The following is a 25,376-nucleotide window of genomic DNA, read 5'->3' on the forward strand; positions in this document are numbered from 1 at the left end:
CTCGACTTGCATGTATTAGGCACGCCGCCAGCGTTCGTCCTGAGCCAGGATCAAACTCTCCGAAGAAATGTTTGACTTGCTCATTTTGCTTTTTTTTATAGTGTGTGCTCACTCAAAATTTACGTTGGCGCTTTGTTTTGTTCAGTTTTCAAAGAGCAATTATTCAATCGCCCTGAAGCGACTTTAATAATATATCAAATATATTATTTGTTGTCAACAACTTTTTATTAACTCGCTGTCGACTTAATTAGTATATCTATTATCGCTACTAATTGCAAGTGTTATTTTAAAATAAAATAAAATGACCAATAGGTTCACCTTGAATCGTCCCCCTTTTATAAGGAGGCTTACTAATTAATCTAGTAAGCTACCCATAAATTATAGGATTTCCTCTATATATATTTCCCTATTGGATCCCAAATCAATTATATCACCATTATCATATAAACGAACCAGTGGCCTAGTTTGTGAATTAGCATTTATGAACATGATGTCAGCTATGGAACCATCATTTAATTTGACTTTGGTCCCAACTGCAAAACTGGAGAAGCAAGCTAAAAGCGCTTGAACGACCGTAATGTCAAATTGGCCAAAACTATCATGGAGAATCATTTCCACTACTTTGAACGGCGGCTGTTTCTTTCTATAGACTCTTTCGGATGTCATTGCATGAAAAACATCCGCCACTGCTATTATTTTCGAGAATAGATGCATGGTTTTCGCTCTCATCTTGTGAGGATACCCGCTCCCATCCAACCTCCCGTGATGCTCTAGTACTGCTAGCTTCACGCTATCCGTAATGATTGAACTATCTTTAATCATTTGATAACTGGAAATGGGGTGATTCTGGACCTCTTCATTCTCTTCCAAAGACAAGCTTGTGGCTTTATTGAAAATGCTGGGGGGGAGTTTGGCCATCCCACAGTCTGCCAAGCACCCACCAAGAGCTACTTGGTAGATATCAGCTAACTCACATTTCATTTTAAACGCGATGAGTGCTCCTATTAAGCCAGTTGATATAGCATGGTGATAGATATAATCTTCTTTATTGCTGTAATGATTAAGCTTCAGGATAGCACTAGGTTCTTCCAATGCTTTAACCACTAGAGGGATAAGAGACGACCGAATGATGGCCACTTCGACTTTACTACCTGCCTGCCAATTTTTAAAAAGCTGCTTATAGGTTTGGACAGTTTTTAAATAGTGGGTGATGAAGTCGGAGGAATCTTCTGTATCGTCTAGTTCCTTATCAATGATTTCCTTCGGGATAAATCTTTCTCCGTCAATCAACATCTTTTCAACACTAACTTCTTGTATTAAGAAGACTTTCAAGACTTCTATCAATTCAGAAGTCAATATCGTTTTCTTGTTCATGATAGGGTGGCCCATGTATCCCTTAATATCTTTTGAAAGTATGCAACCTTCTACTAAAAAGTCGGTTTTCACCAGCAAAACTGTTCACCTCTGTAACAGTTATTTAACACAGACTATTTTACTAGAAATTTACGGAGATATCCATCTTTTTATGATAAATTACCTATTAATCATTCAACGATTCAAAAAATAAGTTAGGTATTTATAACTACATTGGTGTATGTACAACAAAAAAAGGCCCAGCTAAATTAGCCTGGGTCCCCTTTGCTACATCTTTTTATTCTTCCGTATCTGTATCTGTATCTACATCTATTTCAGTTTCATCGTTCACTGCAGTTTCACCAGCGTCTTGAACTGACTCCTCAACAGGAGCATCTTCATCGATGCCTTCTACTGGTTCAAGAAGTTCTTCTTCTTCCTCTTCACGTCCAACGATAGCCACAGTCGAAACATATTCATTTTCCGAAGACTCAAGACGGATAAGCTTAACACCCTGTGTATTACGACCTGTCTTAGAAATTCCTTCAACTTCCATTCGGATCAATACACCGGCAGCTGTAATCAGCATCAAGTCTTCTTCTTCCCCTGTAACGGTTTTCACGGCAACAAGCTCACCGTTTTTCTCTGTGACATTACAAGTTTTGATACCTTTACCACCACGGCTTTGGATACGGTATTCCTCAGCGTTTGTCCGCTTTCCATAACCATTTTTCGTAACAATCAGTACTTCTTCATCTTCTTCCAAAATCTCCATGCCGATTACTTCATCGGAGGCTCTTAAGGAAATTCCTTTTACCCCAGCAGCTGTACGTCCCATTGTACGGACATCGGTTTCTGGGAAACGAATCATCATTCCCGCTTTAGTACCGATGATAATTTGCTTTTCGCCATTCGTGAGTCGAACCGAAATCAGTTCATCATCTTCACGGAGACCTACAGCTATCAATCCATTATTTCGGATATTAGCGAAGGATGACAACGGTGTACGCTTAGATATACCGTGTCTTGTTGTGAAGAACAAGTACCAATCATTAGTGAATTCCCTCACTGGAATGATTGCATTGACCCATTCTCCTTTATCAACTTCTAACAGATTGATAAGAGGGAGCCCTTTTGCTGTCCGTCCATATTCAGGTATTTCATATCCTTTAGAACGATAGACTTTCCCTTTATTGGTGAAGAATAATAATGTATCGTGAGTCGATGTCGTTAACAGATGATCGACAAAGTCGTCAGCATTTGTACCCATACCTTGTATGCCTCGCCCTCCACGTTTTTGACTACGATACGTAGTGGCAGGTAACCGTTTGATATATCCATTATGCGTTAGGGTCACGATAATATTTTCTTCAGGGATTAAATCCTCATCTTCCAGACTTTCAAAACCTACTAATGTAATTTCAGTTCTCCTCTTATCATTGAAACGCTCTTTTATTTCTAGAAGCTCTTCACGAATGATTTCAAGAACCTTCTCTTCATTGGCCAAGACCGCTTTGAATTCTGCGATCAATGCCATCAAGGCTTGATACTCTTCTTCAATTTTTTCTCGTTCCAAACCAGTTAAGCGTTGTAAACGCATATCCAAAATAGCTTGGGCTTGCTTTTCTGAAAGCGAGAATTGAGTCATTAACCCTTCTCTAGCTATTTCAGTAGTCTGTGAACCACGTATTAATGCAATGACTGCATCCAAATTATCAAGTGCTACTCGTAATCCCTCTAGTATATGGGCCCGAGCTTCCGCTTTACGCAGTTCAAATTCCGTTCTACGACGAATGACAATCTTTTGATGTTCCAAGTAATGATACAGGCATTCCTTCAAGTTCAAGACCTTAGGCTGCCCGTTTACCAAAGCAAGCAGGTTAATTCCAAAAGTCGTTTGCATGGCAGTATGTTTGTATAAATTATTTAGGAGGACATTCGCATTTACGTCTTTCCTAAGCTCCATGACAATTCTCATACCGTTACGATCCGACTCATCCCGTAGATCGGTTATGCCTTCAATCCTCTTATCCCGAGCAAGCTCGGCAATTTTTTCTATCAATCTTGCCTTGTTCACTTGATAAGGGATTTCCTTAACGATAATGACTTGTTTACCATTGGCTTTCTCTTCGATTTCAACTCTAGCACGTTGAATGATTGAACCTTTTCCTGTTTCATAGGCTTTCCTGATACCACTCCGGCCTAATATAAGCCCTGCAGTCGGGAAATCGGGTCCAGGAATGTGTTCCATCAACTCTGGAATCGTAATTTCTGGATTTTTACTTAATGCCAATACGCCATCAATTACCTCGCCTAATTGGTGAGGAGGGATATTGGTTGCCATTCCGACAGCTATCCCTGAAGAACCATTCACTAATAAGTTTGGGAAACGAGCCGGCATAACAGCAGGCTCTCTTTCCGAACCATCATAGTTATCTTGGAAGCTAACTGTATCTTTGTTTAAATCACGAAGCAATTCCATCGATATTTTCGACATCCTTGCTTCCGTATACCTCATTGCAGCCGCTTGGTCACCATCGACAGATCCGAAGTTCCCATGACCGTCGACAAGCATATAACGATAGTTAAAGGGCTGCGCCATCCGGACCATCGTTTCATACACAGCAGAATCACCATGAGGATGATACTTACCGATTACTTCACCTACAATACGGGCTGATTTTTTAAATGGTTTATCCGACGTCATCCCAAGATCATTCATTGCATAAAGAATTCTCCGGTGCACCGGTTTCAAGCCATCCCTTACATCAGGCAAAGCCCGAGCTACAATAACACTCATGGCATAATCCAAAAAGGACGTCCGCATTTCCTTGCTTATATTTATCTCTTGCACACCTGATCTTTCTATTTCTGACATGGAGCCAACCTCCTTTATAAAGCTTATACTTTCATTTTTGGATCGGGTCGTGAACTATGTAAAGAACAGGATATAAGATCATCCTGTTAAACAAATTAAATATCTAGATTTTTTACATAAATCGCGTTTTCTTCAATGAAATTTCGACGTGGTTCAACCTTATCCCCCATGAGCATCTCGAACGTTTCATCCGCTTCAACGGCATCTTTTAAACTAACCTGAAGCAACGTTCTCGTGTCAGGGCTCATGGTCGTATCCCATAGTTGTTCTGGATTCATTTCCCCCAGCCCTTTATAGCGCTGTAGGTTAGGCTTCGGTGTGCTTGGAAGGCTTGCCATTATTGTTTCAAGCTCCCGGTCATTATAGGCATAATCCACCTTTTTCCCCTGTTGAATCTTGAAAAGAGGTGGCTGGGCGATATAGATATAACCATATTCGATGATTTTTCTCATATAGCGGTAGAAGAATGTCAGCATCAACGTTCTAATATGGGCACCATCTACATCCGCATCGGTCATGATGACAATTTTATGATATCTTGCCTTTTCAATATTGAATTCATCGCCAATACCCGTTCCAAGTGCAGTAATAATCGTACCAATCTCCTCATTATGAAGAATTCGATCCAATCGCGCTTTTTCAACGTTTAAAATTTTACCCCGTAGTGGCAAAATAGCTTGGAAGTGGCGGTCACGGCCTTGTTTGGCAGATCCTCCGGCAGAGTTTCCTTCCACGATGTACAATTCGCTGATACTAGGATCCTTGGACGAACAATCCGCCAGTTTACCCGGTAGATTGGAGACTTCCAATGCACTTTTTCTTCTTGTTAACTCACGTGCTTTCTTGGCAGCCATTCTTGCCCTTGCAGCCATAAGCCCTTTATCTATGATTTTTCTGGCGACTGCAGGGTTTTCGTATAAGAAGGAATCCAACCTTTCGGAAAGAATGGAATCCGTTACAGTCCTGACTTCAGAGTTCCCCAGTTTTGTTTTCGTTTGCCCTTCGAATTGGGGCTCAGGGTGCTTAATCGATATGATTGCGGTTAATCCTTCACGCACATCTTCACCAGAGAAATTATTATCCGCTTCCTTCAAAAGTCCGTTTTTCCTAGCGTAATCATTGATTACGCGGGTCAACGCAGTCTTGAAACCTGATTCATGCGTACCGCCTTCATAGGTATGAATATTATTGGCAAAAGAAAAAAGGTTACTAATATAGCTATCATTGTATTGAAGAGCTAACTCGATAGAAATGCCATCTTTTTCGCCTTCCATGAAAATGGGTTCTTCATGGAGTACTTCTTTAGAACGGTTCAAATGCTCTACATATGACTTAATTCCACCTTCATAGTGGAATTCCTTGATTTTTTCCTCTTCTTCACGCTTATCTTCAATGATCAGCTTCAATCCTTTATTTAGGAAAGCGAGCTCTCGGATACGAGTTGCCAGCGTATCAAAATCATATTCTATGGATTCCGTGAATATTTCCTTATCCGGAACAAAGTGGACCGTTGTACCCGTATGGTCAGTTTCTCCGATAACCTTTAGGTCCTCTTTAGGTACACCACGATTAAATTGTTGATAGTGTATTTTTCCGTCACGATGAACAAATACTTCTAACACTGTCGATAGGGCATTTACGACTGAGGCACCTACACCATGCAGACCTCCGGAAACCTTATAGCCTCCGCCGCCGAACTTCCCACCAGCATGAAGTACAGTCATGATTACTTCTACTGCAGGACGACCCATTTTTTCATGTATACCCACTGGGATACCACGACCATTATCGACAACAGTAATACTGTTGTCCTTTTCAATTGTCACTTTTATTTCATCACAAAAACCTGCTAGCGCTTCATCAATACTATTATCGACAATTTCCCAAACAAGATGGTGAAGTCCTTTTGCAGATGTGGTACCGATATACATGCCGGGACGCTTACGTACTGCTTCTAAGCCTTCTAAAACCTGTATCTGATTCTCATCGTATGCCTGAGCTTGTACTTCTTTTTGTTCCATTGTCATACGTATCCACCTACACTTTTCTTTTGGCATTTATCACTTTAAAGGATAACAATAATCTATAGAGCATTTATTCATCGATTAAGGAAGGTGACTGCAGCGAGCGTTTTTTCAGGGTGACCGAGGCAAGCGGTGAATAATAGACCTGCTTTTCTGTCACTACAATCGATTTAATCGAGTTTTTTGTTAAATGAGAGATCACATCTACCCTTTTCTCCAAGAATTCATCGATTATGGGAGAGGAGTGAAGCATCTTTTTATCTAAAATAGCTATGATATCATCCGTTTTCACAAGAATATCCTCACCAATATGGAGATACATGCTTTCACCTCGTTATTTAAGCTTTTTTATACTGCCTTGACTCACATAAAAGGTGGACGCTTCTCTGAGGGTTTGATGATCGATTCCATCGATAGAAGGTGTCGTCACAAACGTCTGCACTTTTCCTTGTATCGTATTTAGTAAATGAGTTTGACGATAATCGTCAAGTTCCGATAACACATCATCCAATAGTAAAATCGGATACTCACCGATTTCCTCATGAATCAATTCAATTTCAGCAAGTTTCAAAGATAACGCAGTCGTACGCTGCTGTCCCTGGGAACCATAGGTCTGGACATCACGGCCATTTACATAAAAAGTCAAATCATCCCGGTGAGGTCCTATCAAGGTTACGCCCCGCTCAATTTCTCTTGCCTTTATTTTATCAAATTTTTCTGTGTATACTTCTATTATTTTCGTCAAATTCATGGATTCTGATACATCAAGCGACGGCTTATATTGGATTTTCAATACTTCTAGATTCCTGGAGATCCCTGAATGAATCGGCTCTGCCCATTGCTGAAGCTTAGAAAGAAAGTGAAACCTTCTTTCGACAATTTTCGCTGCATACTGAATAATCTGGTCAGTTAATACATCAAGCATCGCCTCGTCCTTTTGTTTACGGGTCTGCAGAAGCTTTAAGTAATGATTTCTTTGTTGAAGTATTTTATGATATTGGCTCATATCATGAAGGTATACAGGAGAAACCTGGCCAATTTCCATATCTATAAAACGGCGTCTGACTTGAGGACTTCCCTTTACGAGATTCAAGTCCTCAGGAGCAAACATGACCACATTCATATTGCCGACATACTGACTTAATTTTCTCTGTTCAATATGGTTGCACTTCGCCTTTTTACCCTTTTTCGAAATGGTCAGCTCAAGTGGGATTGATGTATTTCTCTTTCTTACTCTGCCTTCTATTTTAGCATACTCTTCATCCCAGCGAATAAGTTCTTTGTCATTTGAGGTACGGTGGGATTTTGCCATTGCTAATACGAAAATGGATTCCATTACATTTGTTTTTCCTTGGGCATTTTCCCCAAGGATTACATTGACCTTATTTTCAAAGGTAAGGTCTAATTCGGTATAGTTGCGGTAGTTTTTCAAACTTATTTTTTCAATGTACATAATCCGCTCTTCCCTTATGTTTTAGCTTGTTATTGTGAAGGTGCCGAATTCAGGGATTTCGATTTTATCACCTGACCGTAACTTTCTGCCTCGTCTCACATCTAATTCGCCGTTGATGAAAACCTCATATTCGCTTAAAAACCATTTTGACATGCCGCCGCTTTGAATTAAATCGGCCAACTTCAAGAATTGTCCTAGCGTAATATATTCCGTGCTTATTTTTATTGAGTCCATTAGGTGCCTCACTCATTTCTAAGTAGTCTTTAATACTTTATTTTACTAAATAAATTGGATTAAGACAAAGTATAGCTTTTGCTTATCCTTTATTTAACAGATTGTACCTTCTTTGCATAGGTTGCAGTCTTGGCTAATCCTTGTCTCCCCATACATTTGAGCTAAAAAATTAAAGACCCGGTAGCAGGTCTTTAATTTTGTGAAATATTATTTTAGTAAGTTCTTACTGGCAGGATTAATTGGAGCATTGATTCATCATGTAACGGTCGGATGACAAATGGACGCATAGCACCAGTAAAGTTTATTTTGATATCGGATCCTTCTAATGCCTTTAATGCATCCATGACAAATTTTGCACTGAAGGATATTTTCAAGTCTTCCCCTTCGATGGCTTCAGCTTGTACTTCCTCGCTCACTTTACCTATTTCTGGTGTATTGGAAGACACTTCGATGATGCGACCCTCTATGGTTGTTAGTTTAACCACATTATTTCTTCCCTCTCGAGCTAATAAAGATGCCCGATCAATCGCTTGCAGGAAGTCTTTTGTATGGACTGTCACATCCGTTTTGCTATCGGTTGGAATCAATCGGGAAGTGTCCGGGTAGTTTCCTTCAAGTAGACGTGAGAAGAACAATAGGTTTTCTGCTTTGAATAAGACTTGGTTATCCGTGATGACGATTTCTATAAGTTCATTCGTATCATCCAGAATCTTACTTAACTCGCTTAGGCTTTTCCCTGGAATGACGACACTATAAGCTCCGTTAATCTTGTTCTCAATTTTAGCTGTCCTCATGGCCAATCTATGACTATCTGTTGCAATACAGGTTAATTCGTCATCCTGAACCTTCAAGTTTACACCTGTTAAGATAGGTCGTGTTTCTGAGGTGGACACTGCAAACCCGGTTTGACGAATCAGTGTTTTTAAAAGATCCGTTGGAAGTTTGAAGATATTTTCTTCTTCAATGATCGGTAAATGAGGATATTCTTCAGGATCTAATCCATTTAAGTTAAATTCAGCTTTACCAGACCGGATGATCGTTTGAAAATTATTTTGGACCTCGATTTCTACTGTATCCATCGGTAGTTTTTTGACGATTTCACTGAAAAAGCGTGCATTAAGGACAATTCCACCGCTGCTTTTAACTTCGACGATTTCATCACCATCTACTTCAGCTGGAATAAATGACTGTATGGAAATATCCGAGTCACTTCCTGTTAAGGTAACTCCTTCTGTTGTCACACTTATTTTTATCCCCGTTAAAATAGGAATCGTCGTTCTCGATGTGATAGCTTTCATTACTTCTTGGACACTATGAACTAATCGATCTCTTTGAATTACGAATCTCATGTTCCATCCTCCAATTTTAATTGCCTAAATGGCATATTTATTAATAATTTTATTTAAAAAAGATAGTAGTAATAGTAGTAGGGCTTGTGGATATGTGGATAACCCGGTTGAAGCTAAGATAAAACAGTCTATCCACATGTGGACAGACTGTGTGTAAGTAGTCATCAGTTATACACATTATCCAGAATCTATTATACCTTCAATTGATCCTGGATTTCCTTGACCTGACGTTGCAGCTGGGTATCCGTTTGCATAAGTTTCGAGATTTTTTCATGGGCATGGATGACGGTCGTATGGTCTCGCCCTCCGAATTCATCGCCTATTTTAGGCAGCGAAAAGTCGGTCATTTCCCGGGAGAGGTACATAGCAATCTGTCTTGGAAAAGCTACGGATTTAGTCCTCTTTTTCGCTTTGAAGTCCTCAAGTTTTACGCTGTAATGCTCACCGACCGTTTTTTGAATTTCCAAGATCGTGATTATTTTAGGTTTTGAGCTTGGAATGATGTCTTTCAAAGCCTCAGCAGCTAAATCAGCATTAATATCTTTATTGATCAGCGAAGAATAGGCGACAACACGAATAAGTGCACCTTCAAGCTCCCTGATGTTCGAATCGATTTGGTTGGCTATATAAAGCATTACTTCATTCGGAATATCGAGTCCTTCCGCCTTGGCCTTTTTACGTAAAATGGCAATCCTCGTTTCTAAGTCAGGTGGCGTAATATCCGTAATCAAGCCCCATTCAAAGCGGGAACGGAGACGATCTTCAAGTGTTGGAATCTCTTTGGGTGGACGATCACTCGAGATGACGATCTGTTTACTTTCTTCATGCAAGGCATTGAATGTATGGAAAAACTCTTCTTGAGTTTGTTCTTTTCCTGCTAGGAATTGAATATCATCAATTAATAAAACATCTACCGTACGATATCTATCACGAAATTCCCCGGCCTTATTATCCCGGATAGAATTGATGAATTCATTCGTGAATTTTTCAGAGGATAGATAAACGACTTTTGCCTTTGGATTATGCTCAAGTACGTAATGACCAATGGCATGCATTAAATGAGTCTTACCAAGCCCTACTCCTCCATATATAAACAACGGGTTATAGGCTTTGGCGGGTGCTTCTGCGACAGCGAGAGACGCAGCATGGGCAAAACGATTGCCGGAGCCAATGACAAACGTATCGAAGGTATTTTTCGAGTTAAGCATATGCTGTGGAAATGGATTGTTTTCCTTATCCTGTTTTTTTATCTTTTTAGGCTGAACGGGAGCGGAAAAGTCATCATCTTCCTGATTGGGCGGAATAATGAACTTCGCTTCCAATTCTTCGCCGGTCAGTTCGAATAAAACATCAGAAATAAGGTGAGAATAACGTTCCTCAAGCCAATCCCTAGCAAATTCATTGGGAGCGGTGACTGTTAAGATGTCACCTTGAAGTAAATAAGCTTTAGTTGATTTAAGCCAAGTTTCAAAGCTTGGTTTACTGATCTTTTTCTCAATTTTTCCGAGTGCCTGATTCCAGAGGCTATCGATGTTATCCAAACTTATCCCTCCTTTGCAAAATATTTTTCTATAAGTATTAAAAGGTCTAGGCACAAATAAACTCATCGATCGCTGTCTTAAAAAAATTTGGACAGCAAAAGTTCGGTGAGCTGTATAAGGGATGTTGGATGTCACTAAAAGGTGAGGTCCCTGGAACGATATCGCGCATTGTACAACCTTTGTATAAATAACATCTTGTAATAAGATGCAGGTCCGTATGTTTATTCATCAACAGGCATGTCTTGAAATATATAATAAGAAGATAATAGGTTTTTCGACAATATCCACTGTTTGTGGACAGATTAATATTCACAGGTCGAATAAACTATCCACAAGTTATGCACAGTCTGTGGATAACCGTTATCTGTTGATAAAGTTATTCAGAGTGAAAACACAAATATAATATCAGAAATTTGGACGTCTTGCAATGGCTTAGTGAACTTTATCCACAACTCAAAGGGCCTGTGGGAAAAACTTTTCCACAGGCTTCTTTTTTGTGTAAAACTATACGAAATGGGCTGTGGATAGAAAAAAACATGTCGAATTTTATCCACAGATGGAGTGATGGCGTCGAATTCCTCTAAATTATTTTATTGATGGATGGAACTAAAACAGGTTGTATACTGATTCCCCATCACTGCATTTATGCCATTCAGGTGTCCCTAGTTCCTCTATAAAACGAAAGCGGAAGTTCACAAATGTTTTTGTCGATTCGTTATATGCATGGTAAAGTAGTATGAAGAGGGATCAATTAGGTTAAAATTCATGAAATGTACCCTCTGACCAAAAATTTCTATATCAGTTATAGGCAAAATCATTTACAATAGGCTAGGTAGTAAAAAACCCACTGGACATTAAGCAAAAAGTAAATATTTTTCTAGATGTAGTTGACAAGTAGAAAGCAACATCTATATAATTGTAAGGACTGTCTTTAACTGTTATTCCTCAGGGAGGTGTCATATAATGAAAAGAACTTATCAACCGAATAATCGCAAACATAGTAAAGTTCACGGTTTCCGTGCACGTATGAGCACGAAAAACGGACGTAACGTAATCGCTGCACGTCGCCGTAAAGGAAGAAAAGTACTATCTGCATAGACCACTGAAAAGTCTCAGTGGTTTTTTTTCGCTAAATAAAGGATTTACTGAGACTCAATTCATTCTAATGAAGGTGTAAAGATGAAAAAAAAGTTAAGGATAAAGAAAGAGGACGAATTCCAACTCGTTTTTAAAAAGGGAGAATCCTCTGCCAATCGACAATTCGTTATCTATGTCCTTCAAAAGCCCGAGCAGGAATATTTCCGCATAGGCCTCTCTGTCAGTAAGAAGATTGGGAATGCCGTTGTTCGGAATCAAATTAAAAGATACATACGGCAAGCATTTTTAGAATTGAAAGAGGATATAGAAGAGGGAAAAGACTATATTGTGATTGCTAGAAAACCAGCGGCAGAAATGGACTTTTCTCAAGTGAAAAGCAGTTTGATCCATGTCCTGAAGCGTTCTAAATCGCTAAATTTCAAAAAAATAAAATAAACCCTTAAAAACTCCTTTTTCGACATAGTTATTAATTATGCTTTGAAAAAATAGAATTTCATCGTTAAAAGTTGATAAGTGGGTGACTTTTCCTTGTAGTTCACTTGTGAACGGGTTACATTTATTCAAAAAGATTGATTGAAGTTAGGAGGAAAAAACGGTTGAAGAAACGAATATTACTCATCATTGGATTAGCTTCGATAATGATGTTGCTATCAGGATGTACGGAGATCAAAGAACCGATAACGGCAGATAGTGAAGGGTTCTGGAATTCATATATTGTCTATCCGTTATCATCCCTCATTATTTATATTTCTGAATTATTTGGCGGAAGCTACGGTTTGGGAATCATTGCGGTTACCTTAATCATACGCTTGATATTACTTCCACTTATGATTAAACAGGTGAAAAGTTCAAAAGCAATGCAAGCCATTCAACCAGAAATGAAAGAACTTCAAGCAAAATACAGCTCAAAAGACGCTGCCACACAACAAAAACTACAAAAAGAAACAATGGCGTTATTTTCAAAATATAATGTGAATCCATTGGCAGGATGTTTACCGATAGTGGTTCAAATGCCAATTTTGATTGGTTTTTATCATGCAATCAGCCGTACGCATGAGATTTCCCTGCATAGTTTTCTCTGGTTCGATTTAGGTTCTCCGGATCCTTATTATATCTTGCCGATCATAGCGGGTATTACAACTTTCATTCAGCAAAAGTTGTCAATGGCGGGAATGAACTCAAATCCGCAAATGGCGGCACAAATGACAATGATGCTTTACATCATGCCAGTCATGATTGTTATTTTTGCAATTAATTTTCCAGCTGCTCTTTCACTTTACTGGGTAGTGGGTAACCTTTTCGGCATCGTTCAAACATATTTCATCAAAGGTCCAGATCTTAGAAAAGCAGCTGCGGAAAACGCGGAGGGAGCAAAGAAAAAGTGAAAAAGATAACTGCTACAGGACAATCTGTCGAAGAAGCAGTCAATTCAGCTTTAGCTCAACTTAACAGCACAAGAGATCGCGTGGAAATTGAAATTGAGGATGAAGGAAAAAAAGGATTTTTGGGTTTGTTTGGGGCCAGGCAAGCAATCGTCCACGTGACATTGCCTGCTGATCCCGTTGAAGAATCCCTAAAGTTCCTGCAGGATATCACTCAAAAAATGGGAGTTAAGTCGGAAATCAGGGTTCAACGCCAGGGGAAGAACGTAACGTTCCATTTGTCAGGTGAAAAAATTGCTTTATTAATTGGTAAACGGGGTCAAACGTTAAATTCCCTTCAGTATTTAACACAATTGGTAGCCAATCGCTATTCGAAGCAGTTTTTGAATGTGATTGTAGATGCAGAGGATTATCGCAACCGTCGAACGGATACTTTAATCCAATTAGCTGAAAGAATGGCCAATAAATCCCTGAAAACTGGTAAAACTGTTGCATTGGAGCCGATGCCGTCATATGAACGGAAGGTAATACATAAGGCTCTGCTTCATTATCCGAAAATCAAGACGACTTCCAATGGTACAGAACCATATCGCCATTTGGTCATCACTCCGGTTAAATAAACCTTCTGCTAATTAAGCGGAGGTTTTTTTTTGCTTTATATAGAGGCGAACCGAAAGGAATGTCGACATTATCAAATGCTCCTTTAACTAAATCCTGATCACATATTATCCTTTCATTCCACCCCTTCAATTTCTAAGGCTGACTCTTAAAAAATGGACATAGAAAGAAAGTCAGGCTTTATTTGTTATTCACATGTGGATAAGTTAAAATGAAGGGTACAGAAATATAAGGTTTAAGGCATGTGGATAACTCTTGAAAGGAAGGAGTATCTACTTTTTTTCATGATTATACTGTGTTATTGTTGTAATTTAGGGATTCAAGATTTTTGTTTATCAAATAAATTAGAGAAACATTAATATACAAGAGGTGAAAGCATGGAATTCGATACAATCACCGCCATTTCAACTCCTTTAGGGGAAGGGGCAATTGCCATCGTAAGAATCAGCGGTGATGAGGCCATAGAAATAGCCGATAGAATATTTAAAGGACCAAGCGGTAAAAGTTTACGGAAAGTGGATTCACATACCATTCATTACGGGCACTTGGTTGTACCTAAAACTGGAGAAGTCATAGAAGAGGTTATGGTTTCTGTCATGAAAGGTCCTAAAACGTTTACGAGAGAAGATGTCGTTGAAATAAATTGTCATGGTGGAATCGTTTCGGTTAATCGGGTTTTACAGCTTATCCTCTCACAGGGAGCACGCTTGGCAGAGCCTGGTGAATTCACGAAACGAGCTTTTTTGAATGGGAGAATCGATCTCTCTCAGGCAGAAGCTGTCATGGATTTAATCCGAGCTAAAACGGATAAAGCGATGAATGTTGCGTTGGGTCAAATGGAAGGGCGGCTTTCGAAATTAATTCAAAAGCTACGACACGAAATATTACAGACTCTCGCACAGGTCGAGGTGAATATAGATTACCCAGAATATGATGATGTTGAAGAAATGACACATCGATTGTTTTTGGAAAAGGGCAGTTATGTCAAGGCAGAGATTGAAAAACTTCTCAGGACGGCCCAGCAAGGAAAAATTTTGCGGGATGGCTTGGCGACGGTTATCATCGGGCGTCCGAATGTCGGAAAATCGTCTTTGCTAAACAGCTTAGTGCATGAAAATAAGGCAATCGTTACCGATGTCCCAGGGACAACTCGAGACGTTATTGAGGAGTATGTCAATGTGCGTGGGGTGCCGCTAAAACTTGTCGACACAGCTGGTATTCGTGAAACGGAAGATATCGTTGAGCGGATTGGTGTGGAACGCTCCCGGGCGGTATTAAAAGATGCGGACCTGATTTTACTCGTTTTAAATTACTCCGATGACTTTACGCCGGAAGATGAAAAGCTGTTCCAAGCAGTCGAAGGAATGGATGTCATCGTCATTATCAATAAAACGGACCTGCCACAGAAAATCAATATGGAGCAGGTTAAGGAAAAGGCAGCCGCACACAAAATAGTCACTACATCTTTACTGGAAGATGAAGGTGTCGATGAATTGGAAGAAGCGATTGCTTCTTTATTCTTCGAGGGCTCTTTGGAAGCAGGAGACATTACCTATGTTTCCAACGCCCGTCATATTGCGCTGCTCGGACAGGCCTTGCAATCGATCGAGGATTCCATGGAAGCAATCGAGATGGGTACGCCGATTGACTTAGTTCAGATCGATTTCACAAAGGCATGGGAATTACTCGGGGAAGTTATTGGTGAAAGTGTCCAGGATAATTTAATCAATCAATTGTTTTCACAATTTTGTCTAGGAAAGTAAGAGTAGAGGGAGGAAAATGATATGCAATATGAAGCAGGAAACTATGATGCCATCGTAGTTGGGGCAGGCCACGCAGGTAGTGAAGCGGGTCTTGCATCTGCTAGAGTCGGTGCCAAAACATTGATGATCACCATCAACTTGGATATGGTTGCCTTTATGCCATGCAACCCTTCTGTTGGAGGACCGGCAAAAGGGATTGTGGTCCGGGAAATTGATGCCTTAGGCGGCGAAATGGGTAAAAATATCGATAAAACGCACATTCAGATGAGAATGTTAAATACAGCGAAAGGTCCGGCCGTTCGTGCTTTACGTGCACAAGCAGATAAGTTTCTTTATCAGCAAGAAATGAAAAAGACGATAGAAGATGAGCCGAATTTAACGTTAATTCAAGGAATGGTTGAGGAATTGATTGTTGAAGATGGCGTTTGTAAAGGTGTCATCACAAAAACGGGTGCCATTTACCGTGCGAAAACTGTCGTTATTACGACTGGGACCTATTTACGGGGCGAAATCATTTTAGGGGAACTAAAATATTCAAGTGGTCCTAATAATCAGCAACCATCCATCAGGCTTTCCGAGCATTTGGAAGAGTTGGGCTTTGATTTGGTCCGGTTCAAAACGGGAACGCCTCCGCGCGTCAATAGTTCTTCTATTGATTACAGTAAAACGGAAATACAGCCGGGTGATGAAGTTCCACGTGCTTTTTCCTTTGAAACGACAAAATACATCACCGACCAATTGCCATGTTGGTTAACGTATACAAATGAAGGAACTCACCAGCTCATTGATGCGAATCTACACCGTTCCCCAATGTATTCTGGGATGATTAAAGGGACTGGCCCTCGTTACTGTCCATCGATAGAAGACAAAGTTGTACGCTTTAATGACAAGCCACGCCATCAGATATTCTTGGAACCGGAAGGACGCAATACCAAAGAAGTATATGTACAAGGATTATCTACGAGCCTTCCCGAGGATGTCCAAATTAGGATCCTTCAGACCATACCAGGTCTTGAAAAGGCTGAGATGATGCGTGCAGGATATGCGATTGAATATGATGCGATCGTGCCGACACAACTTTGGCCAACATTGGAAACGAAAAAAGTGAAAAACCTGTATACAGCAGGTCAAATCAATGGGACATCAGGTTATGAAGAAGCGGCGGGCCAAGGATTAATGGCTGGTATTAACGCTGGCTTGAAAGCATTGGGAAAAGAAGAACTGATTCTAAGCCGGTCAGATGCATATATTGGCGTTTTAATCGATGATCTTGTGACAAAAGGTACGAATGAGCCTTATCGCCTGCTGACTTCACGTGCAGAATACCGCTTACTGTTACGTCATGATAATGCAGACTTACGCCTGACCGAAATCGGTTTTAAAATTGGAATGATCAAAGAAGAGCGATATAATCGTTTCCTTATAAAGAGAGAGGCCGTGGAGGCAGAACGAGAACGGTTGAAATCCACCTTCATTAAACCTACTCAAGAGGTGCAGGAGATTATCATCGCAAGTGGTGGGAGCGAACTAAAAGATGGGATTCGCGCTTCGGATTTATTGAAGCGGACAGAAATGGATTATTCCCACATTCAAAAGCTTGCTCCAAGTGATGTCGACCTAAGTGATGAAGTGAAGGAACAAGTCGAAATCCAGGTCAAGTATGAAGGATATATTGAAAAATCCTTACAGCAGGTTGACCGCCTCAAGAAAATGGAGAATAAAAAAATCCCAGAAAACATCGATTACGATGCAATCAATGGATTGGCTACGGAAGCTCGCCAAAAATTAAAACAGGTACACCCTCTATCCGTTGCCCAAGCTTCACGGATTTCAGGTGTGAACCCTGCTGATGTCTCTATTTTGCTAGTTTATTTAGAACAAGGAAAGATCGCTAGAATTTCTAAGTAAACGGAAATACCCGAAAAGGATTGAAGTAATCATGAATATTGAGCAATTCCAACAAGCGCTGCAGGAGAAAGGCATTGAACTTTCTCCACGCCAGCTTGAGCAATTTGATATGTACTATCATTTATTGGTGGAATGGAACGAAAAGATGAACCTAACGGCCATAACCGATAAAGAAGAAGTCTATTTAAAGCATTTTTATGATTCGATCAGCGCAGCTTTTTACTTCGATTTCAACAAGCCTCATCGTATTTGCGATGTGGGTGCCGGAGCTGGTTTCCCGAGTATCCCTTTGAAGATCTGTTTCCCGGATATTCATGTATCAATCGTTGATTCTTTGAATAAGCGCATCTCTTTTTTAAACCATCTTGCTGACTCTTTACAATTGTCAGGCGTATCGTTTTATCATGATCGTGCCGAAACATTTGCTCAGAAACCGGAACATCGTGAAACCTATGATGTTGTTATGGCAAGAGCGGTGGCAAGAATGTCTGTTTTGAGCGAGCTATGTTTACCCCTTGTTAAAACGGATGGGACATTCATTGCGATGAAAGCGGCCAGTGCCCATGATGAGATGGATACAGGAAAAAAGGCAATCTTCACATTAGGTGGGAAAATTGAGGAAATATACCCGTTCATATTGCCAGAAGAGAATAGTGAGCGAAATATCATTACGGTGAAAAAAGTGAAGAAGACTCCAAAAAAATATCCAAGAAAACCAGGTACACCGAATAAACAACCTATAGAATGACCGGTACGTGAATAGTCTGTTTATCACGATTCATACACGACTAGCACTTTACGATCCTTTCCTTTACTATAAATAATATAATTTCCATTTTATTTAATGTAAGCTGTCCCAGTGAACCAGTTTGGTGGGAAAAAGTTGGGGACTCTTAAATCGGCGGGGAAATAATCTTAGACAGGCGTCTACTATTAATATTAGCAAGACATTTAGGCTATGGAAATGCATTGGTGACGCCAGTCGACATGGTTATACAGCAATGGTCGATATGTATTTTCATGTCGGGAAATGTATGGAGGACTTGTTCTTTCCATAGAGAATATGTTATTTGGGAGTTTTAAAAGGTGGTGTAGGAAGATGAAGCATCCTTTTTCGCGTTTCTTAAGGTTTGGCGAAAAAGAAGAACAGCAACTTGAGATGGAGGCACCAAGCAATAATAATGAAGAAATAAGGAAAATTTCCATTTCTGATATTGTGCCAAATCGATTTCAACCAAGGACTGTATTTAACGACGATAAAATCTCGGAACTAGCTCAGACGATTCATACACATGGTATCATTCAACCGATTGTAGTTAGGGCATATGGTCAAGGAAAGTATGAAATCATTGCAGGTGAGCGTCGTTTTCGTGCTATGCAAAAGCTTGGTTGGGAGTTGGCACCAGCCATAATTAAAGATTTCACGGATACAGAAACGGCTTCAGTAGCGTTGATAGAGAATCTTCAACGTGAAGAATTGACACCGATTGAAGAAGCGTTAGCATATGGGAAATTAATTGAGCTCCATAACTTAACGCAGGAAGCACTCGCTCAAAGATTGGGAATTGGCCAATCGACGGTTGCCAATAAACTTCGGTTGTTAAAATTGCCACAGGAAGTCCAAGAAGCACTGCTTCAAAAACAGATTACGGAACGTCATGCCCGTTCGCTGATTCCGTTGAAAAACCCGGAAAATCAAGTCAAGCTGCTTCAAGAAGTCATTGAAAGAGGTTTAAACGTCAAGCAGACGGAAGAGCTGGTTGTCAAGCTTCTTACTGGTACAAAGGATCATTCAAAGCCAAAGCCGAAACGCAAGGCATTTAGTAGGGACATGAGGATTGCGGTTAACACGATTCGCCAATCGCTGACCATGGTAACGGATAATGGCATAAACCTGGATGCAGAAGAAGAGGAATTCGAGGAATATTATCAGTTTACGATAAAAATTCCAAAGAAAAAGTCTTAATCTGGTATCATCCCCCGCTTGGTAGTCATCGATTACCAAGCTTTTTTCTTGTGATTCGCAGTGAAAAAAACGAAATATTTATCTCCAAAAACTGCATTTTTTGACTAATTTAAAAGAATACCGAATTTTTCGTCGAATTTAAGAATTCGAGTTCCTTCATCATTATTCATGATAAAATAGAAGAAATATAGTACGTTTAAGATAGATGAGATTGTTGAAAGCAGGTGAATTCGTGGGGAAGATTCTTGCCATTGCCAATCAAAAGGGCGGTGTTGGAAAAACGACAACTTCGGTCAGCCTCAGTGCTTGCCTTGCATATATAGGAAAGAAAGTCTTGTTGGTCGATATAGACCCTCAGGGTAATGCGACTAGCGGCACTGGTATTGATAAAGCAGATGTGGAACAGTGTATTTATGATGTATTGGTAGATGATGTCGAAGCCAGTACCGTAATCTTGGAAACAAAGGTTGAAAACTTATATGCCATACCTGCCACAATCCAATTAGCGGGTGCGGAAATTGAGTTGGTACCTACCATCTCCAGGGAAATTCGATTGAAGCGTGCATTAGAAGAGGTGCAAAGTCAGTTCGATTACATCGTCATCGATTGTCCACCTTCACTGGGCTTGCTCACACTGAATGCCTTGACGGCAGCCGATGCCGTTTTGATTCCCGTACAATGTGAATATTACGCATTGGAGGGATTGAGCCAGCTGTTGAATACGGTCCGTCTCGTGCAGAAGCATTTAAATCATGATTTAAAGATCGAAGGTGTTTTGCTGACGATGTTGGACGCCAGAACGAATCTAGGTCTTCAAGTGATTGAGGAAGTGAAAAAATACTTTCAGGATAAGGTATATCAAACTATCATTCCCCGAAATGTTCGTCTGAGTGAAGCACCGAGTCATGGGGAACCGATTATCATTTACGATCCGAAATCACGCGGTGCGGAGGTCTATCTACAATTGGCAAAGGAAGTGGTCTCAAATGGCTAAAGGACTTGGAAAGGGACTCGACGCACTCTTTCCTAATGTGGAAGTCAGCAAGGATGAAACTGTTCAGGAAATCAAATTGAGGGAATTAAGGCCCAATCCCCATCAGCCGCGAAAAAACTTCCGCCCCGAAGCGATTGAAGAACTTAAGCAGTCAATTTTGGAGCATGGGATCCTTCAACCGATTATTGCCCGGAAAAGTATTAGAGGATTTGAAATTGTAGCTGGAGAAAGACGATGCCGTGCGGCTAAGGAAGCCGGTTTAAAAACGGTTCCTGTCGTTGTCAGGGAGTTAAATGAACAGCAGATGATGGAACTGGCGATATTGGAAAACCTACAGAGGGAAGATTTGAATCCGATTGAGGAAGCGGCAGCTTATCAAACGTTGCTCGAAAAGTTAAATTTCACTCAAGAGCAATTAGCACACCGTCTTGGAAAAAGCCGGCCTCACATAGCTAACTATGTCCGCTTGCTCTCTTTGCCTGAAGAGATCAGGAACTATATATCAGAGGGCACGATCTCCATGGGGCATGGGCGTGCATTGCTAGGATTAAAGAAAAAAGAGCTGCTTAAGTCTGTCATAGATAAAATCCTCAAAGAAACGATGAACGTTCGGCAGCTGGAGAATTATATCCATCAGTTGAATGATACTGTTTCACGTGAAACGAAGAATGCCAAACAACCAAAAAAAGATATATTCATCAAACAAAGAGAGTCCATACTACGGGAGAAACTTGGGACCAGCGTGACCATAAAACAAAGCAAGAAAAAAGGGAAGATAGAAATAGAATTCTTTTCAAAAGAAGACTTAGATAGAATACTAGACTTAATCGACCAAGAAAACATCTCCTCATAGGAACCATGGACTCTAATGTTTCTTGTCCCACTATGTATGCATAAAAAATAAAGGAAGGGATGTCCCTTCCTTTATTTTTTATAAGTATCATTATTAAAGTGTTTTTTCCTTTTTGAATGACCAGGTAAATGGGGTGATGGATGGCTTGGCAGGATAATGTCGTTGTGCTTCATGAATGCCCTCGGCTATAGTTTTGGCCATTTTTAAAACCAGGTTAAGCCGTGTGTTCTGTAGGACCATGAATTCCATGAACCCACTGACATTCACGATGCCTGTAATATGGGCATGCCCAACGGCTGGTAGGTCTTTATTGACACCAGCACCAGGTTTCACTGGTCCTTTACCGAGTTGGACAATCCCCACGCTCTTTAGTTTACCTAAGCAGGCATCTATGCCAACGATAAATGCATTCACATGGACTTTTTTGATTTCATCTAACTTTTCCTGCAGGTTCATCGCATGTATAGGGTTATCGAGTGTCCCATACACATGGAATGAAGAAGCACCTAGTTCGGATTTTTCTTGAAGTAGGGTACCGACAAGTGGACCGAGGGAATCACCAGTAGAACGATCTGTGCCAATGCAGACAAAAACGATAGGCTGAAGCTTTCCTGAAGGCAAGAGATTGAGTAATTCCTGGGAAATTTGATTGGTTGCGTCCGCATCTTCATGCAGGATACGACTTAATCTAGTTTTGTTATTAAATAGATTAGAATTAAGATTCATCGGCTCCACTCCTTTACTTTGTTTTGTGTTAACAGTATACGGTTGAAAAGGAAAAAATATACGGGATATAGGTTAAATTGAGGGGGGAATTAATTATTAAGAACAGCTAATTGGCTGAAGGGCAAATGTGATTCTGTCCTTTCCTCTACCTCGTTGCTAGTTGCATAGCGATTTATAGTAAAAAGATCATGTTTTGAAATGGAAAAAAATTTCTAATTTCTTTACTATATACCCATGTTATTTTTATACAGAAACCTTTAATTTAATGATATTACAAACAAAACTTCTCCTATACTGGATTACATCCTCGGCCGTAGGGTAGAGAGAATAAGTTCAACAGGAAAAACGGTGGGCCCTTTAGTAATTTGCAAAAGATAGAGTAGGAGGAAAGCATGGAAAACGCTACATATAGTAAAATTACAGAAGAAATTTTGGATGAAAAAGTATGGCTGATGTTAGGTGAGGGAATTATTAAAATCTTCCTTGTTCTCCTCTTATCGCGTATTATTATAAGAATAGGAAAGACGGTGCTAAATAAATTTTTTCTGGTCCGAACCAGAACCCCCCTCCGTGTCTCGGAGCGGAGAGAAACGACGCTCATTAAGTTACTCGAGAACGTCATTACATATGTTGTGAATTTCATATCCTTGATTATGATCCTTGAAATTTGCGGACTCGATGTGAAGGCTTTACTTGCTGGGGCTGGAATTATTGGACTCGCAGTAGGGTTTGGAGCCCAAAGTTTGGTCAAGGATATTATTACAGGATTCTTCGTCATTTTCGAGGATCATTTCTCTGTCGGTGATTATATTAAAATCAATACTTTTGAGGGTGAAGTCCTTGAAATTGGGCTACGCACAACCAAGATTAAGAGTAGTAAAGGGGAATTGCATCTCATACCGAATGGGAGCATCACGCAAGTAACAAACTACTCCATATTGAACAGTAAGGCTGTGGTGGATGTGACCATCCCTCATGACGGATCCGTTGAACTTGCTGAAAAGGTATTAATCCGACACTTAGGTGGTTTAGCGAAAAAATATGATGATTTAGTCAGAAACCCTGAGTTACTGGGAATCGAGACAATTACTCCAGAAGAAATCGTATTGCGTGTGACGGCTGAAACAAAGCCAATGCGCCATTCTGAAATGAGTAGGATATTGAGGAAAGAAATCAGTACTGCCCTTGAAGAAAGTGGAATCCAATCTACTTACAAAGGCAGTGAGTCATAAAAGCTGGGGGGGCCACATGTTTATGGAAGAAAAAGAATTTGCATTGAATGATGTTGTCGAAATGAAAAAGCCACACCCATGTGGAATCAATAAGTGGAAAATCATCCGATTGGGCATGGATATCCGGATTAAATGTGAAGGTTGTGGACACAGCGTAATGTTGCCCCGGCGTGAGTTTTCCAAGAAAATGAAAAAAGTTTTACTAAAGCATGAGGAGTGATCATGCTTTTTCCATGTATAGATGGCATTTCTGTCTCTCAATGATTTACTTGTCTTTTCAGGAAGTGAAATCTATAATTGGGAAAGGTTTAGGTATTGGGTGTATCTTTAGTAATGATTTATCTAGTAACACTTATGAACGAATTATCTTGAAGGAGTGAAATATAAATGGCTTTAACAGCTGGTATAGTCGGTTTGCCTAACGTAGGTAAATCCACTTTGTTTAATGCAATTACTCAGGCAGGTGCTGAATCGGCGAATTACCCTTTCTGTACAATCGACCCAAACGTCGGAATTGTAGAAGTACCCGATTATCGTCTGCAAAAATTGACTGAACTGGTCCAACCGAAAAAAACCGTGCCAACGGCATTTGAGTTTACAGATATTGCTGGGATTGTAAAGGGAGCGAGTAAAGGGGAAGGTCTAGGCAATAAATTCCTATCCCATATCCGCCAAGTAGATGCGATTTGTCAGGTTGTTCGTTGCTTCGCTGATGATAACATCACTCACGTTTCAGGAAAAGTAAATCCGATTGATGATATCGAAGTCATCAATCTTGAATTGATTCTTGCTGACCTTGAATCTGTGGACAAGCGCATCGATCGTGTTGGAAAGATGGCTAAACAAAAAGATAAGGGTGCCGTGGCCGAACATGAGATTCTTGTTGCATTGAAAGAAGCTTTAGAAGCTGAAAAGCCTGCACGCTCAGTCGAATTCACTGAGGAACAGTTGAAAATCGTGAAAGGCATGCACCTCCTAACAGCGAAACCAATGCTTTACGTGGCAAATGTAAGTGAGGATGAAGTGGCAAATGCGACTGATAATGAGTTCGTGCAACAAGTCCGGGAATACGCCGCGACGGAAAATGCAGAAGTTATCGTAATTTGCGCCAAAATCGAAGAGGAAATAGCCGAGCTTGAAGGTGAAGAAAAGGAAATGTTCTTATCTGAGCTAGGCATCGAAGAGTCAGGTCTTGATAAATTGATCCGTGCTTCATACAATCTATTAGGGTTGGCCACTTACTTTACGGCTGGAGTGCAGGAAGTGCGTGCCTGGACGTTCCGTAAAGGTATGAAGGCTCCTCAATGTGCGGGTGTCATCCATACAGACTTCGAACGTGGCTTCATTCGTGCCGAAGTCGTCGCTTATGATGATTTGCTAGAAGCAGGTAGCCATAGTGCAGCAAAAGAAGCAGGAAAAGTACGACTAGAAGGTAAAGAATATATAGTGAACGACGGAGACGTTGTCCACTTCCGCTTTAACGTATAATATAAAGAGACTCCGCAGATTCATTCTGCGGAGTCTCTTTATACTATAGGAAGATACATTCGACACTCGTTGCAAACCTAGTTTAACTATGCTATAATTTATTCTTGTGAGTAATTATAAAAAATTGCTCCTTGCCCAAATGGGCCGCTTAGACCAAAAGGAGGTGACAGTGATGAGAAAATACGAAATTATGTATATCATCCGTCCAAACATTGAGGAAGAAGCTAAAAAAGCTTTAGTTGAACGTTTCAACACAATCCTTACTGATAATGGTGCGGAAGTAGAAGCAAAAGAATGGGGTAAACGCCGTCTTGCATACGAAATCAATGATTTCCGTGATGGTTACTACATGCTTCTTAAAGTTAACGCTGAAAGTGCTGCGATCCAAGAATTCGATCGTCTTGCTAAAATCAGTGAAGACATTATCCGTCATATGGCTACTAGAGAAGACGTTTAATTCAATATTTAATATAAATTCTAATCTAGCTTCTTGTAAGCAAGGTTGAAAACTAGGGG

The 25,376-nt window shown here is 40.3% G+C and carries 23 protein-coding genes and 1 rRNA gene; 14 read left to right on the forward strand and 10 right to left on the reverse strand.

Annotated features, from left to right (window positions below):
• The 9 genes from ACQKL0_RS19380 to dnaA form a co-directional block, all read right to left on the reverse strand.
• Positions 1-66, reverse strand: a 16S ribosomal RNA gene (locus ACQKL0_RS19380); the annotation flags it as partial.
• A 312-nt stretch (positions 67-378) separates the two neighbouring features.
• Positions 379-1,446 (reverse strand): HD-GYP domain-containing protein, encoded by a 1,068-nt coding sequence (locus ACQKL0_RS19385; RefSeq protein WP_427689130.1) that lies wholly within the window; start codon positions 1,444-1,446, stop codon positions 379-381.
• Positions 1,447-1,651: 205 nt separating this feature from the next.
• Complete coding sequence (gene gyrA, locus ACQKL0_RS19390) at positions 1,652-4,231, reverse strand: DNA gyrase subunit A (RefSeq protein ID WP_402991096.1); 2,580 nt, start codon at positions 4,229-4,231, stop codon at positions 1,652-1,654.
• A gap of 95 nt (positions 4,232-4,326) precedes the next feature.
• Positions 4,327-6,252: a DNA topoisomerase (ATP-hydrolyzing) subunit B gene (gyrB, locus tag ACQKL0_RS19395; RefSeq protein WP_402871286.1), complete on the reverse strand. Its 1,926-nt coding sequence runs from the start codon at positions 6,250-6,252 to the stop codon at positions 4,327-4,329.
• A 73-nt stretch (positions 6,253-6,325) separates the two neighbouring features.
• A complete protein-coding gene (gene remB / locus ACQKL0_RS19400; RefSeq protein ID WP_402869910.1) occupies positions 6,326-6,577 on the reverse strand; it encodes an extracellular matrix regulator RemB in 252 nt (83 codons plus the stop codon).
• Positions 6,578-6,589: 12 nt separating this feature from the next.
• Positions 6,590-7,708 carry a DNA replication/repair protein RecF gene (gene recF, locus ACQKL0_RS19405; protein ID WP_427689124.1) on the reverse strand — a complete coding sequence of 373 codons (1,119 nt, stop codon included), beginning with the start codon at positions 7,706-7,708 and terminating at the stop codon, positions 6,590-6,592.
• Positions 7,709-7,729: 21 nt separating this feature from the next.
• Entirely contained in the window at positions 7,730-7,942 is a 213-nt protein-coding gene (gene yaaA, locus ACQKL0_RS19410; protein ID WP_402869913.1) for a S4 domain-containing protein YaaA, read from the reverse strand.
• 212 nt (positions 7,943-8,154) lie between these two features.
• Positions 8,155-9,291 (reverse strand): DNA polymerase III subunit beta, encoded by a 1,137-nt coding sequence (gene dnaN, locus ACQKL0_RS19415; RefSeq protein WP_402869915.1) that lies wholly within the window; start codon positions 9,289-9,291, stop codon positions 8,155-8,157.
• Between the two features lie 191 nt (positions 9,292-9,482).
• Positions 9,483-10,832: a chromosomal replication initiator protein DnaA gene (gene dnaA, locus ACQKL0_RS19420; protein ID WP_402869917.1), complete on the reverse strand. Its 1,350-nt coding sequence runs from the start codon at positions 10,830-10,832 to the stop codon at positions 9,483-9,485.
• A 963-nt stretch (positions 10,833-11,795) separates the two neighbouring features.
• Between dnaA and rpmH the strand changes: the two genes are divergently transcribed.
• The 10 genes from rpmH (at position 11,796) to ACQKL0_RS19470 (ending at position 21,414) form a co-directional block, all read left to right on the forward strand.
• On the forward strand, positions 11,796-11,930 hold the full coding sequence (gene rpmH / locus ACQKL0_RS19425; RefSeq protein WP_402869919.1) for a 50S ribosomal protein L34: 135 nt from the start codon (positions 11,796-11,798) through the stop codon (positions 11,928-11,930).
• Positions 11,931-12,011: 81 nt separating this feature from the next.
• Entirely contained in the window at positions 12,012-12,365 is a 354-nt protein-coding gene (rnpA, locus tag ACQKL0_RS19430) for a ribonuclease P protein component (RefSeq protein ID WP_402955098.1), read from the forward strand.
• A gap of 161 nt (positions 12,366-12,526) precedes the next feature.
• Positions 12,527-13,315: a YidC family membrane integrase SpoIIIJ gene (spoIIIJ, locus tag ACQKL0_RS19435; protein ID WP_402869925.1), complete on the forward strand. Its 789-nt coding sequence runs from the start codon at positions 12,527-12,529 to the stop codon at positions 13,313-13,315.
• Entirely contained in the window at positions 13,312-13,932 is a 621-nt protein-coding gene (gene jag / locus ACQKL0_RS19440) for an RNA-binding cell elongation regulator Jag/EloR (RefSeq protein WP_407406703.1), read from the forward strand. Before spoIIIJ ends, jag begins: the two co-directional genes overlap by 4 nt.
• A gap of 375 nt (positions 13,933-14,307) precedes the next feature.
• On the forward strand, positions 14,308-15,693 hold the full coding sequence (gene mnmE, locus ACQKL0_RS19445; RefSeq protein WP_402869932.1) for a tRNA uridine-5-carboxymethylaminomethyl(34) synthesis GTPase MnmE: 1,386 nt from the start codon (positions 14,308-14,310) through the stop codon (positions 15,691-15,693).
• A 21-nt stretch (positions 15,694-15,714) separates the two neighbouring features.
• A complete protein-coding gene (gene mnmG / locus ACQKL0_RS19450) occupies positions 15,715-17,601 on the forward strand; it encodes a tRNA uridine-5-carboxymethylaminomethyl(34) synthesis enzyme MnmG (RefSeq protein WP_402991108.1) in 1,887 nt (628 codons plus the stop codon).
• Between the two features lie 31 nt (positions 17,602-17,632).
• Entirely contained in the window at positions 17,633-18,349 is a 717-nt protein-coding gene (rsmG, locus tag ACQKL0_RS19455) for a 16S rRNA (guanine(527)-N(7))-methyltransferase RsmG (protein WP_427591666.1), read from the forward strand.
• 351 nt (positions 18,350-18,700) lie between these two features.
• On the forward strand, positions 18,701-19,567 hold the full coding sequence (gene noc / locus ACQKL0_RS19460; RefSeq protein ID WP_402869940.1) for a nucleoid occlusion protein: 867 nt from the start codon (positions 18,701-18,703) through the stop codon (positions 19,565-19,567).
• 232 nt (positions 19,568-19,799) lie between these two features.
• Positions 19,800-20,561 (forward strand): ParA family protein, encoded by a 762-nt coding sequence (locus ACQKL0_RS19465; protein ID WP_402871289.1) that lies wholly within the window; start codon positions 19,800-19,802, stop codon positions 20,559-20,561.
• The gene (locus ACQKL0_RS19470; RefSeq protein ID WP_402869943.1) at positions 20,554-21,414 is read left to right on the forward strand and encodes a ParB/RepB/Spo0J family partition protein; all 861 of its coding nucleotides are present in this window, start codon (positions 20,554-20,556) and stop codon (positions 21,412-21,414) included. The genes ACQKL0_RS19465 and ACQKL0_RS19470 overlap by 8 nt, the downstream gene beginning before the upstream one ends.
• A 93-nt stretch (positions 21,415-21,507) precedes the next feature.
• Here ACQKL0_RS19470 and yyaC read toward each other — a convergent pair whose 3' ends face one another.
• A complete protein-coding gene (gene yyaC / locus ACQKL0_RS19475) occupies positions 21,508-22,140 on the reverse strand; it encodes a spore protease YyaC (RefSeq protein WP_402869946.1) in 633 nt (210 codons plus the stop codon).
• Between the two features lie 392 nt (positions 22,141-22,532).
• Here yyaC and ACQKL0_RS19480 point away from each other — a divergent pair, with 392 nt between their 5' ends.
• The 4 genes from ACQKL0_RS19480 to rpsF all read left to right on the forward strand — a co-directional run bounded on the left by ACQKL0_RS19480 (position 22,533) and on the right by rpsF (position 25,317).
• On the forward strand, positions 22,533-23,372 hold the full coding sequence (locus ACQKL0_RS19480; protein WP_402869949.1) for a mechanosensitive ion channel family protein: 840 nt from the start codon (positions 22,533-22,535) through the stop codon (positions 23,370-23,372).
• 22 nt (positions 23,373-23,394) lie between these two features.
• Entirely contained in the window at positions 23,395-23,592 is a 198-nt protein-coding gene (locus ACQKL0_RS19485) for a DUF951 domain-containing protein (protein ID WP_402869952.1), read from the forward strand.
• Between the two features lie 167 nt (positions 23,593-23,759).
• Positions 23,760-24,860 carry a redox-regulated ATPase YchF gene (gene ychF / locus ACQKL0_RS19490; RefSeq protein WP_402869955.1) on the forward strand — a complete coding sequence of 367 codons (1,101 nt, stop codon included), beginning with the start codon at positions 23,760-23,762 and terminating at the stop codon, positions 24,858-24,860.
• Positions 24,861-25,032: 172 nt separating this feature from the next.
• Positions 25,033-25,317: a 30S ribosomal protein S6 gene (gene rpsF, locus ACQKL0_RS19495; RefSeq protein ID WP_402869958.1), complete on the forward strand. Its 285-nt coding sequence runs from the start codon at positions 25,033-25,035 to the stop codon at positions 25,315-25,317.
• Positions 25,318-25,376 lie beyond the last annotated feature (59 nt).

This window comes from Peribacillus sp. NPDC097264, assembly GCF_050277925.1.
Taxonomy (GTDB): Bacteria; Bacillota; Bacilli; order Bacillales; family DSM-1321; genus Peribacillus.